General features: G+C 51.0%; 10 protein-coding genes. 4 read left to right on the top strand and 6 right to left on the bottom strand.

The genetic code is table 11. The features are described from left to right. Window position 1: 1 nt before the first annotated feature. From ACJJIK_RS15655 to ACJJIK_RS15680, 6 genes are all read right to left on the bottom strand, one after another. Window positions 2-904 (bottom strand): DUF58 domain-containing protein, encoded by a 903-nt coding sequence (locus tag ACJJIK_RS15655; RefSeq protein WP_444943286.1) that lies wholly within the window; start codon window positions 902-904, stop codon window positions 2-4. A 5-nt stretch (window positions 905-909) separates the two neighbouring features. Continuing rightward, window positions 910-1,908 carry an AAA family ATPase gene (locus ACJJIK_RS15660; protein WP_444943287.1) on the bottom strand — a complete coding sequence of 333 codons (999 nt, stop codon included), beginning with the start codon at window positions 1,906-1,908 and terminating at the stop codon, window positions 910-912. 2 nt (window positions 1,909-1,910) lie between these two features. Beyond that, a complete protein-coding gene (locus tag ACJJIK_RS15665; RefSeq protein WP_444943288.1) occupies window positions 1,911-2,636 on the bottom strand; it encodes a DUF4159 domain-containing protein in 726 nt (241 codons plus the stop codon). Window positions 2,637-2,850: 214 nt separating this feature from the next. Continuing rightward, window positions 2,851-4,482, bottom strand: a complete 1,632-nt coding sequence (locus ACJJIK_RS15670) for a TldD/PmbA family protein (RefSeq protein WP_444943289.1) — start codon at window positions 4,480-4,482, stop codon at window positions 2,851-2,853. Window positions 4,483-4,509: 27 nt separating this feature from the next. After that, complete coding sequence (locus tag ACJJIK_RS15675) at window positions 4,510-5,841, bottom strand: TldD/PmbA family protein (protein WP_444943290.1); 1,332 nt, start codon at window positions 5,839-5,841, stop codon at window positions 4,510-4,512. A 35-nt stretch (window positions 5,842-5,876) separates the two neighbouring features. Continuing rightward, complete coding sequence (locus ACJJIK_RS15680; RefSeq protein ID WP_444943291.1) at window positions 5,877-7,508, bottom strand: TldD/PmbA family protein; 1,632 nt, start codon at window positions 7,506-7,508, stop codon at window positions 5,877-5,879. A gap of 1,352 nt (window positions 7,509-8,860) precedes the next feature. On the opposite strand from ACJJIK_RS15680, the gene ACJJIK_RS15685 reads away from it, so the two are divergent. The 4 genes from ACJJIK_RS15685 to ACJJIK_RS15700 all read left to right on the top strand — a co-directional run bounded on the left by ACJJIK_RS15685 (window position 8,861) and on the right by ACJJIK_RS15700 (window position 12,534). Further along, complete coding sequence (locus tag ACJJIK_RS15685; protein WP_444929223.1) at window positions 8,861-9,523, top strand: PspA/IM30 family protein; 663 nt, start codon at window positions 8,861-8,863, stop codon at window positions 9,521-9,523. Beyond that, on the top strand, window positions 9,523-10,176 hold the full coding sequence (locus ACJJIK_RS15690; RefSeq protein WP_444929224.1) for a YqiJ family protein: 654 nt from the start codon (window positions 9,523-9,525) through the stop codon (window positions 10,174-10,176). The genes ACJJIK_RS15685 and ACJJIK_RS15690 overlap by 1 nt, the downstream gene beginning before the upstream one ends. Next, entirely contained in the window at window positions 10,177-11,886 is a 1,710-nt protein-coding gene (locus ACJJIK_RS15695; RefSeq protein WP_444929225.1) for a flotillin family protein, read from the top strand. It begins immediately after the preceding gene. Window positions 11,887-11,970: 84 nt separating this feature from the next. Continuing rightward, a complete protein-coding gene (locus tag ACJJIK_RS15700) occupies window positions 11,971-12,534 on the top strand; it encodes a TFIIB-type zinc ribbon-containing protein (protein ID WP_444943292.1) in 564 nt (187 codons plus the stop codon). Window positions 12,535-12,866: the final 332 nt, after the last annotated feature.

A 12,866-nucleotide genomic window follows, 5' to 3' on the forward strand; every position in this document is an offset into this window, starting at 1 on the left:
CTCAGCACAACCTGCCGTGCAGCTGAATAAATTGGCGCAGTGACTTTTCCACAGGCTGCTCGATAAGGTCGGTCTGCAGTGAACACTCCTGTGTGGCAAAGCGTGCTTTTAACTCGCTCTGCGCTTGAGCAAAAGCATCCAGGTAAGACTGGCGTTGCCGTTCGGCGTCCACTTCCAAAGCTATGGGTCCACTGGCGTTCGCTTCCGGGTTGAGCAGCTTTAGCTCTCCGCCAAAAGGAAAAGTCTGTTCTGCCTCAATTAACAATTGCAGCGGTAGGCAGGGGCGGCCGGCGGCGTGCAGGCGTGCGGCAAAATCGCCGATCTCATTATCCTGTTGAAAAAAATCACTCAGTAACACCACCTGACAGGGGCGTTCAAAGTATTGCCACAGCGGCGCCAGTTGAGCGCGATCTGGCCAGTGGCCGCTGGCGTCGAGTTGTTGTAGCTGAAGGGCGATTTGGCGCTGGTGGCCCTCGCCCTGGCCTTCGGGCACATAAACCGTCCGGCTGCTGTTAAACGCCAATAGGGAAAAGCTGTCTCCCTGGGCGTTGAGCAGCCAGCATAGGCTGGCAATCCAGCACTTGGCGTAATGCAGTTTATTCAGACTGGGCTCGACAAAGCTCGCCTGGCCCAGGGAGGCGCTGCTATCGAGCACAAAGCACACGTGCATGCGGCTCTCCTGCTCGGTCTCACGCACATAGTAGCGATCGCTGCGGGCAAACAGTTTCCAGTCGATATGGCGGATGGAATCACCCGCTTGATAGCCTCGGTATTGGTGAAATTCCAAGCCGGTGCCACGGCGCTGGCTGTGTTGCACACCGAGCATCACGCCCTCGGCGATATGCCGCGACAGCCATACCAGATCGCGACAGCTGGCCAGGGTTTTGGGGGACAGGTATTCCACGCTGATCAGTCCCGGCCCGGTTCCGGCACCGCTGCCAGTAATTCATCGATCAGCTGTGGCATCTGCACGCCATCGGCCTGGGCCTGGAAGCTGAGCAGCACCCGGTGGCGCAGCACTGGCAGTAACAGGCTGCGGATATCCTCGCGGGTGACGGCGAGGCGCCGCTGCAACAGGGCCCGCGCCTTGGCGGCGAGAATCAGAGCCTGCCCCGCGCGGGGACCGGCGCCCCACTTGATCCACTGTTGTAGGGTATCGCTGCCGCTGGTTTCCATACGGGTGGCGCGTACCAATGCCGCCACGTAGCAGTACAGGTCGTCGCTGACATGAATTTCCCGCACCAGTTGCTGCATTTCCCGCAGTTGCTCCGCATCCAGGCTGGGGCTGGGTTTGACCCTGCTGGCACCGGTGGTGGAGCGTAGGATTTCAACTTCATCCCGCTCATCGGGATAGTCGATATGAATATTTAACAGGAAGCGGTCCAGCTGAGCTTCCGGCAGTGGATAGGTGCCGGCCTGCTCGATAGGGTTTTGTGTGGCCAGTACGAAATAGGGATCGGGCAACTTCAATGTTTTACCGCCCACGGTCACCGAGCCTTCCTGCATGGACTCCAATAGGGCGGCCTGGGTTTTCGGCGGTGTGCGGTTAATTTCATCGGCGAGCAGGATATTGGTGAAAACCGGGCCCTGCTGGAACTTAAAAAAGCGCTTGCCGGTGCTGTGATCCTCTTCGAGGATCTCACTGCCGAGAATATCTCCGGGCATTAAATCCGGGGTGAACTGCACCCGCTTAAAATCCAACGCACTGGCATCGGCGAGGGTTTTTACCAGCAGAGTCTTACCCAGCCCCGGAACCCCTTCGAGTAGGGCGTGGCCCCCGGCCAATAGGCAGATCAACATCTGCTCCACCACGGGTTTCTGGCCGACAATCACTCGCGCAATCTCCTGTTGAAGATTGTCGAGGCTGTGCAGTTGTTGTTCGATACTATTTTCCAGGGTGGTCAGCATAATCAGCTCGTCAGTGCGTAAATAACAATGTTCACCGCAAATTTTGTGTTATCGATGGCGAGCCAGCGCTTATTGCGGTAGTCGTAGTCCCATTCACAGCCGAAATCCTTGTTGCTGTAGAGCACGGCGATACGGCCGTTTACAACAATGGCTTTCAGGTAGTCGTGTACCAGATCATCACCCCAGCCATTTAATTCAAAGCTGGTTACCGGCAATTCATCGAATTGAAAGAAACAGCGGTAGAGGTCGTGATCGTCCGGGAGCTTTTGCAGGCAGTCTTCGCCAAACAGCTCGGCCATTTGCGCTTCGAAAGATTTGGCAAAGAGGCCGTCGATATCGTGGTTGCAGTCGTCGACAAATACAAAGCCACCGCGATTGACGTAATCGCGAAAATTCTTTGCCTCTTCCGTGGTGAATTGCACCAGCTTGTGTCCGGCCAGGTAGCAGAAAGGCGCCAGCAGCATTTTCTTATCGGCCAGCGGCACTATGTGCTCTTTGGGGTCGACCCTCAGATTGGTGTACTCCACCAGTGAATTGAGCAGGTTGGAGGGCATGCGCTGATCCACATCCCAGTCACCGGACTCGTACATCAAGCGGGTGAAATAAAAATCGTAGTGCTCCTGCGCACCACCCGGTGCGGTATTTTGCGCGCGTGTGCCCAGCGGCAGCGCTGTGGCGCAGCTACCCAGGATCAGGCGCTGGAGAAAAGCCTTGCGGGTGAGGGACACGGGATAACTCTGTTACTGCGTTGGTTTTTATTGTTGAGAGTAAAGGAAAGAAGGTGCTCCGTTCGAGACACGCTGTAAATACATCCCTGTACGCTCGTAATCGGCATCCATGCCTCATACGGTCTCGAACGGAGCACCTTCTTTCCTTCTACCCATTTATTTTCAATGCTGGGAGCTGACTGGTTTGCTGGCCAGCTCCCGCCTGGATCAATGGCTAGCCCAGCTTGCGCTTGGTGTTAATCACATTGATCCCGTCGAAGCGCGCAGTGGAACTACCGTGGGACACTGCACTGCTTTGGCTCGGCTGGCCCTTACCGTCAAAGAAAGAGCCCCCCAGGCGGTAGTCCTCTTTATCACAGACCTGCGAACAGGCATTCCAGAATTCCTGGGTGTTGGACTGGTAAGCGACGTCCTCCACCATGCCGGTAATCTTGCCGTCTTCAATTTCGTAGAACAGCTGTCCACCGAACTGGAAGTTGTAACGCTGCTGGTCAATAGAGAAGGAACCTGCACCGACAATATAGATACCTTTCTCCACATCCTTGATCATATCGTCAACGCTCAACTCCTCCTTGCCAGGTAGCAACGAAACGTTAGACATGCGCTGGAATTGCACGCTGGACCAGCTGTCTGCGTAGCAACAACCGTGGGATTCCTTTTGCCCCAGCATATGTACCTGGTCGCGGGTGGCCTGGTAGTTCACCAGCACACCGTCTTTTACCAGATCCCAGTTGCGGGTCTTCACGCCTTCATCGTCGTAGCCGACGGCGCCGAGAGAGCCGGGCTGTACCTTATCGGCAAACAGGTTGACCTTGTCGCTGCCGTATTGGAATTTGCCGCTGCGCCATTTATCGATAGTGGCAAAAGAGGTTCCGGCAAAGTTGGCCTCGTAGCCGAGTACGCGGTCGAGCTCTAGCGGGTGGCCGACGGATTCGTGGATTGTGAGCCACAGATGGCTTGGGTCTAGCACCAAGTCGTACTTGCCCGGTTTGACCGATTTAGCCGTGAGCTTCTCCTTGGCTTGTTCCGCCGCCAGTCGCGCGTCTTCGACCATATCGTAGGAATCGCGGTAGAGCACTGTCTGCGACTGGATCTTATCCTCGGCGCGGCCATCTAGGTATTCAAAGCCGCGCCCCACCGGCTGGCTTAGGCCCTGGCGGGTGCGGAAGCCGCCAGTTTTCTTGTCCACTGCGGTGACCGAGAAGGGTGCCCACAAGCGGTGAACATCCTGATCGATATAGGAGCCGTCAGTAGAGGCAAAATATTTTTGCTCGTTCACCAGGTACAACATGGAGTTGATAAAATTGGCACCAGCATCCATAGCGGACTTGTTCACTTCCATCAGCAGATCAACTTTTTCTGCGATAGGAATCTGCATGGCATTTTTTTGGATGGGTGTCTGCCAGCGGACTTCGCCATGCCCTTTTACGGGGGCCAGTTGTACTGGCTCCTGTTGATACTTGGAATTGGCCTTGGCGGTGGCGACTGCTTGGCGGGTAGCGCGGGCGACGCCGTCGGCCGTTAGATCATTGGTAGCGGCAAAACCCCAGGTACCATTGGCAATAACCCGAATTCCCATACCAATGGATTCCGTATTCACCACATTCTGAACCTTCATCTCGCGAGTCACCACGTATTGATTCAGATAGCGGCCAATACGTACATCGGCATAAGTGGCACCGAGTTTAGTGGCACTATTCAGGGCCACATCGGCAAATTCTTTTTTTACAGAGAGATCAATACCGCTTTGGGTTAATTTGCTCTCGGCGACCAGATTGCCGGACAGCGGCAACATGGAAACCCCCAGGCCGGCACCGCTGAGCTGGAGAAATTTTCTTCTTTCCATTTCGTTATCCTCGATGGGTGCTGGCTGTTATACGGCGTCGGAAAGGCTGCTGAAGGTGAAGTCGCGCACTTTCAACGCGGGAATCATGGCGGACATGCCCCACATACCCACTCGCTGGGGGACGCCCATATCTTCGATATTGTTGAGCATAATTACCGGGCTCTCGTTGAAGCGGAAGTTCTTCACCGGGTATTTGATCTTGCCGTTTTCGATATAGAAGGTGCCGTCGCGGGTGAGGCCGGTGAGCAGCATGGACTGTGGATCGACCATACGGATATACCAGGTGCGACTTACTAAAATGCCTCGGCGGGTATTTTTGATCAGTTCTTCGGTGGATTTATCACCGCCGACCATAATCAGGTTGTTGGGCTCAGGGACCACTTCGCCTTTGCTTTGCTCGGCCCAGTAGCGACTGCGCGCCAGATTTTTCACTACCCCGTCTTTCACCCATTCGGTGCGCCCCAGATGCATAAAATCACCGTCGGTCCAGGGTTGAGCCGGCACATCGAGACTGGTGGGGTCGGAGTAGAAATTTACGCGCTTGTCGAACATCTTCTCGCCGGTACGGTTGCCGCCGCCCTTTTTGCTCATAAAGCTGCGGCCTTCGTCGGCACTGCGCGCATCGAAGCCGCTCATCATGTAACCCACCAGGCCGGATACCGCATTGGGCTCAAGGATCACGGTGTACTTGCCCGGTTCCAGGGCACGGGCTTCCTGGGACAGGACCGCTTTGTCGATGGCGACAGAGGAGGTGCTGCCGGTATTCATTGCACCGAAATCGGTAACGTCACTTTCGGCCCAACCAGAACCCAGGCCATTCTCGGTGCGCATAGTTACAGTGAAATTGGCAGAGGTAGAAGCGTGGTAGCCGAACAAGCCTTTACTGGTGGCGACTGCAGCAAAAGAGCGCTGGTCTTCCAGGTAACCTGCGGCAACCACTTTCTTTTCCTTGGCTGCAATAATGGAATCTGCCGCAGCCTTGGCGCGCTGGTCTGGAGTGATATCTGCAGTGGACTTGGCGAAGCCGTCTACGCTGACATATTTCTGCGGTCCCAGCATCGGCATAGCTTCCGGGTTTTCCGGAGATAGCTTGGCCAACTCTTCGGCGCGACGCATCACTTTTTCCAGGGAGGCATCACTGAATTCATTGATAGTGGCCACACCGGATTTCTTGCCGAAACGGGCTTCTACGGCCAGCTCGATATCATTGACGATACCACTGGTGGAAACGCTGTTGCGCGCGTAGCGAATATTGCCGGTTTCGCTGCCGGCCAGCTGCGCGCTGGCTTCACCGGCGCGGCTGTATTTTAAAACCTTGTCGAGAATACGCTTTGCTTCACTTCTACTCAGAATGGCCATTGCCTTTTCTCCAATTACTTATTCTTGTGCGCCGCTCAGGAAATCTTGCGCTTGGTATTGATTACATTAATTTGGTCAAAACGGGTGGTGGAACAGCCGTGGGAGACTGCGCTGACCTGGCTCGGCTGGCCCTTGCCATCGAAGAAGGTTCCGCCTAAGCGGTAATCACTGCTGTCGCAAATCGCCGAGCAGGAATTCCAGAATTCCTGGGTGTTGGACTGGTAGGCGACGTCTTCAACCTGGCCGACGATCTCGCCGTTTTTGATCTCATAGAACAGCTGCCCGCCGAATTGGAAGTTGTAGCGCTGCTGGTCGATGGAATAAGAGCCGCGTCCGACAATGTAAATGCCTTTTTCCACATCGCGGATCATGGATTTTGCCGAGTATTCTTTTTCGCTTGGCGCCAGAGAGACATTGGGCATGCGCTGGAACTGCACACTGGACCAGCTATCGCCATAGCTACAACCGTGGGATTCCTTTTGGTCGATCATATGCACCTGATCGCGGGTAGCCTGGTAGTTCACCAGGATGCCGTCTTTCACCAAGTCCCAGCGCTTGGCTTTAACCCCTTCGTCGTCATAGGCGACTGCACCGAGGGAACCCGGTTGTACCTTGTCGGCAAACAGGGTGACCTTATCGCTGCCGTACTGGAATTTACCACTGCGCCACTTATCCAGGGTGGCGAAGGAAGTTCCCGCATAGTTGGCCTCGTAACCCAGTACGCGGTCCAGCTCAAGAGGATGGCCCACAGATTCGTGGATGGTCAGGCACAGATGCGAGGGTTCCAGTACCAAATCGTACTTGCCCGGATCGATGGACTTGGCTGATAGCTTGGCTTGGGCTTGCTCGGCTGCAAGCACTGCATCCTCGGCCATATCATAGGAAGCTTTGTAGAGCGTGGTCTGACCGCGAATCTTGTCTTTGTCGTGACCGGCCAGGTATTCATAGCCTCTCCCCACTGGGTCACTGAGACCGTTGCGAGTCTTGAAAGCACCGCTCTGCTTATCAACAGCGGTCACCTGCATAGGTGCCCATAGGCGATGGACATCCTGGTCAATATAGGAGCCGTCGCTAGAAGCAAAGTACTTTTGCTCATTCACCAAATACAGGGAAGAGCGGATATAGCTGGCCCCAGCTTTGAGTGCCCCATTGTTAACATCCATCAGGAAATCGACTTTTTCACTGATGGGGACCTGCAGGGCATTTTGTTCGATAGGTGTCTGCCAGGAAACCTCGCCCACGCCTTTTACCGGTGCCAAACGCACGGGCTCGGTCTGGTACTTGGCATTGGCCTTGGCGACAGCAACCGCCTGGCGTGCGGCGCGGGCGACGCCATCCGCTGTAAGGTCATTGGTGGCGGCAAAACCCCAGGTGCCGTTGGCGATCACGCGAATACCGGCACCGAGGGATTCCGTATTGACGATATCCTCCACGTTGGTTTCGCGGGTCATTACAAACTGGTTGAGATAGCGACCGATACGTACATCGGTATAGCTGGCCCCGGCCTTGCGCGCCGAATTCAGGACTATATCTGCCAGGTGTCTTTTATGGGAGCTGTGCATGCCCTCATTGAGCAGCTGCTCGGCGTTGACCTGAATGCCCTGTAGAGGCAACAAAATACCACTGGAGCCGACACCGGCGATCTTGAGGAATTTTCTTCTTTCCATTGGCTACCTTTACCCCAGCAAGATACGAAGCTTCCCTGGGGGTGTTTATTGTTATTGCGACTGACACTTAGGGCTTTGTGTGCACGGAGGTCAGACTTTGGATATGTACAGCTAACAGGTACTGGCTGATGTTGTAAAGTGCTCGCTCGGTAAAGTGACACTTGCTGGGGGTAAATGGTTGTTGGCCTAGAGCGGGGCTCGGTAGATAGTGCCTGATTTTAGGGCTCTGTCCGATAGTTTTGAGTGGGGCACTCCCGCTGAACCTCGATTTGGGTTTAACCCCAGCTTTAACCTATAGCGCTAAGTGTCGCTTCTTTTAACCTTTGTAATAATTTTCTACACATAATAACTTGGCATTTTGAAGGTTCCCTTTCAGTGATCGGGATGTTGGCTGCCAAATAAACACCTCAGCCCCCATCTTATCTTGCTAAGCTGTGTCCCCGTATGTTTTCTGTAGTATTTCAAAATATAAATAAGTCAAAAGTAATAAGGTTAATAGTGTTTTTATTTGATCGATTCGATAAGCATTAATACAGTTAATCAAATATTGGAATCCCAGTATTTGCAGAGATTATACTCTGGATAACCACTGGCATTGAATATCTCTCGGAACTAATAGTTGGCTCTATAGATATCGAGTATTGCATTTATCGATAATTTACATGGCCGGAAAGATCTTTACATGCTCACATTTGCCAGCTACAGAGTGTTGCCGGTATTAGAGTAAAGATTATGTTGTTATACGGTGTAATTGATTTTTCGAACTGTAGTCCCAGTAAAATGGTAAACTATACAGGATTTTCAGGTGCTATTTATCAGGGCGAAAATAATCGTATGACTGTTGTAAGGTACGCTTATTTGCTCAAGATTTCAGCCTATTGATTGACCTGTGGAATAGATGTGTGTACATTGGTAGACGTGACAGCCAAGGGATGATACCACTAATAAATCCCAGTTGATTTTAATGTATTTATCGACTGAAGGTGGCGCCTAGTGGATATCAAATAATGCGATGCTGTGGCTGCACAAAGTGAAATAGTATATAAGCTTATGGTGTAGCGGTAAATCAGCCTGAGTAAAAAGCCCACTCATTGATACCTTTCCTCCATAAAAGCACTGTTTCCCTTAGTTGCTCTTTATTAGTCCGATAATTATTACAAGTTCCTGGTGGTATTCTCAGAGAAAGTTGCATGTATGCTGGCTGCCAATAATCTCGTGGAAGCATAATCCTGTTATTGCAGTAGAAAAATATACGCAGAATCCATTATCAGATAGAGGAAAACTCTGCATTGTTTAGAACTATGCTACATCCGCTGGACGGTATTTTTTATAGAAGAAAAGGGGGGTAGATTATGAGTGAAGGATTTATTAAACGCATATCGCGACTAATATCTGCGTCCGCTAATGCAATTGTGGGATCAGTTGAAGCCACTGCGCCGGAATCCACCATGGAACAGGCAATTAGAGACATTGATAGCGCGATTGCAGATGTGAGGGACCAGCTGGGAAAAGCCGAGGCGGATAAGTATATTAATAGCAAAGCGCTCAGCGATGAGAATACCCGCCACAATCGTTTGACTGAGCAAATTGATATTGCGGTAACAGCGGGGCGCGATGACTTAGCCGAAGCAGCCATTGCCAAGCAAATGGATATTGAGGTGCAACTGCCCGTTTTGGAAGAAGCGATTAGTGAAAATGCCAGGGAAATACAGGAGTTGAGTTCCTATATCCTTGCTTTGCAAGGCAAGAAACGTGAAATGTGTGAGCAATTGCAAGACTACATTGATGCCAATAAGACTATTAACAACCGCCCTATTAGTGCACAGACTGGCGTAGAGCATAAAGCAAAATTACAAGTAGAGCAGGCTACAGAGGCATTTAATCACGCATTTGGCCGTGTGGGTGTATCGACGGCTGATTCGGGAATAGATGCCAGTAAGCTGGCGGAGCTTGAGGAGATTGCACGTAGCAATCGTGTGAAAGAGCGTTTAGCCAAGATTAAATCGGGGGGCTGATGATATTTTTATTGCAAGATCAGAATCTGATCTTCACAGGTGCGCTACTTTTAATGTTTATGATAGCGCTGCTTGAAGGTGTGATGACATTGATTGGTGTTGGTGTTTCAGATTTATTGGATAACGTGCTGCCAGATTTTGAGATGAATGTGGCGGAAACTGGGTTGTCTGGGGGAATGACCAAGCTACTTGGGTGGCTGCGTTTTGGCGAAGTACCTGCACTGATCCTACTCGTCGTTTTTTTGCTTGGCTTTGGGGTGACGGGTCTACTCATCCAAATGCTCGTCGAGTCTGTCGTTGGGTACTTGCTGCCAGGTGGCCTACTTGCTGTAGGCGTTCTTTTTTTGGCGCTACCGCAGGTGCGTTTTGTCGGCAATGTTCTGCGGCGCTTTGCCCTCAGGGAGGAATCGCAAGCCTTAGAGAGAAGCGCCTTTGTTGGCCGCATAGCGACTATAACGATAGGTAAGGCTGAAGTGGGCTCACCTGCGGAGGCGCGCTTTAGTGATGAATACGGAACCACACACTATGTGATGGTGGAGCCGGATGAGAGTGAAATATTTGGCCAGGGGGACAAAGTGTTGCTGGTGGAAGAACTGGGAGCACATTTTCGAGTAACTCGTCCCAGCAGTATACATCTTATGGAGAATAACTAAATGGAGAATTTAGCAGTGATAGGAAACCTTCCGGTTATGGTATTTATTGGTGGGGCCATATTAGTGGCCTTGATTGTTGTCGGGACTATTTTTGCACGTTTGTATACTAGAGCGTCAAAAGAGCGCTCATTTGTGCGTACCGGTATGGGCGGACAAAAAGTCATTATGAATGGCGGGGCTTTGGTGCTGCCGGTTTTACATGAAATTATCCCGGTCAATATGAATACCCTGCGCCTTGCGGTTTCCCGCAAGGAACAGCAGGCCTTGATTACCAAGGATCGTATGCGGGTGGATGTGCTTGCGGAATTTTACCTGCGGGTAAAGCCGGATGCGGATGCGATTGCCAATGCGGCACAGACTTTGGGGTTGCGCACTTTAGATCCCGAAGCCTTAAAAGAAATGATTGAAGGCAAATTTGTCGATGCGTTGCGTTCGGTTGCTGCGGAAATGGAAATGGCGGAGCTGCATGAGCAGCGCAGCCAGTTCGTACAGAAAGTGCAGCAGGTAGTTTCCGAGGACCTATTGAAGAATGGATTGGAACTTGAGGCCGTATCCCTGACCGGCCTGGATCAGACCCACAAAGAGTTCTTCAACCAGGATAATGTATTTGATGCCGAGGGCCTGGCCAGTATGACTCGCTCTATTGAGGCGCGCCGCAAGGAGGTCAATGACGTTGAGCAGGAAACTATGGTGCAGATCGAGAAGAAAAACCTCGAAGCAGAGCGCCAGAAATTAGAGATCGATAAAGAGAAGCGCTATGCACATCTGGAGCAGCAGCGCGAATTGGAAAATCGCGAAGCCGCACAGAAAGCCGATATTGCCCGTGAATTAGCCGAGCAGGAACGCGCCGCGCGCCAGGCTGAGATTGAAGCTCAACGCGAAGTGAGCCAATCGCAAATTGCTGCCGAGCAGGCAACTAAATTATTGGAGATTGAAAAAGAACGTCGCTTGAAAGAACAGGAAATTGAAGGTGAGCGTATTCTCGATGAGCAGCGTATTTCCAAAGAGAAATCGGTAGAAATTGCCGAGCAGAAACGCGCGATTGCTATTGCTGAGAAGTCTAAGGAACAGTCCCTCGCTGACCAACAGGCTAACGTAGCCAGAGCCGAGGCAGTAAAAGCCGAAGAGCAGGTTCGCACCGCCAAAGATGTTGAGGTGGCCGAGCGTGACAAGCGCATTGAAATTATTGAAGCGAAAAAAGAGGCAGAGCGCCAAGCCACGGGTATCAAGATCATGGCGGATGCGGAAAAAGCGGCGGCAGAAGATAAGGCCGAAGCCTTGCGCCTGCAAGCATCAGCAGAAGCTGAAGCGATTCGTATCAAGGTTGAAGCGAGTCGTGAGAAATATGCGGTGGATGCCGAGGGTCAGCGCTTGATGAATGAGGCCTATAACAGCCTCAATGAAGCCCAAATCGCACTGAAGAAAGTGCTCAGTTTGCACGAAAATCTACCCAATATTATCCGTGAAAGTGTTAAGCCGATGGAAAATATTGAGGGCATGAAGATCATTTCGGTTGAAGGTTTAAATGGTGTTGATGGCCGCGCAAGTAACGGCATCTTGGATAGTGACAGTGAGGCCAAAGGGCAAAGCTTGCCGGAAGCTTTGGTCGGAAGTGCACTTAAGCATCGCGCTATGGCACCACTGGTAGATTCCCTGCTGAAAGAGGCGGGGGTTGGCGAGTTGAATAAAGTGGCTGAGACAGAGAGTTAAAGTATTGTTCTATTATTTGCAATAATAGTCCATTAAGCCCGGATCTAATTTTCCAGATCCGGGTTGTTTTTTTAAGGTAAATATATGAAGCGCTGTACCAGCTGTAAAGAAGGGTTTCTCAAGCCAGGTTTGATCGATGAGTTATTTCGAGGGTATACCTGTTCTTCCTGTGAAGGGAGCTGGATACTGGTAGAAGACTTTCTTGCATGGAAAAATAAAAATCCTGATTTTCACTTCCCGGATGAGCAAGAGAGCCTTAGCCATAGGGAGGTTGAAGAAACCAAACAAGCTATCTTATGTCCGGTATCCGGTGCCATTATGCAGAAAATAAGAATTATGGCAGGTAGTGAACAGCGCATTGATTACAGTACTGTCGTTGGTGGAATCTGGTTGGATAAGGGTGAGTGGGAGCTGTTAAAGGCGGAGGGACTTGCCGGCTCACTGAACTCTCTGGTTACTCATGAATGGCAGAAGAGAATCAGGGAAAGTAAAGCTCAGGAGAATTTTTCCGAAATGTATCGGGTAAAATTTGGCGATGAGTTGTACGATAAAGTCAAAGAAATTCGAAAGTGGCTATACTCTGGCGAACAAAAGTCCGATATCTTGGCTTATTTAAATGCGGAAGATCCCTATTCTGCTGAGCGGTAACTTTTAATCGATATTATATGCTTTCTCCTGAGGAGCTAGAAGAGAGTTCGGCTTCTTGGGAGGTGGCTGCGGCTAGTTTTTACACGTTAATAGATTGAAGTCTGCTTGCGTGATTTTACCCCGGTTGAATTTCTTTATTTTATTTTGTTTTATTTTACATTTACCTCTCTCTAATAATATTTACTATTAAGCCAATTAGAGGTTTCTGTTATTTAATTTTTTTGCTCTATTGAATGGCTGTGCCAGATGATTTCTATATTGGCAGAAATTAATCGGAAGAAATTGGTAGGCAGTTCATTTTTTTCGATTTGTAATTTTATTGTTATGGGAAG

This window comes from Microbulbifer regidiadema (SeqCode), from assembly GCF_052466995.1.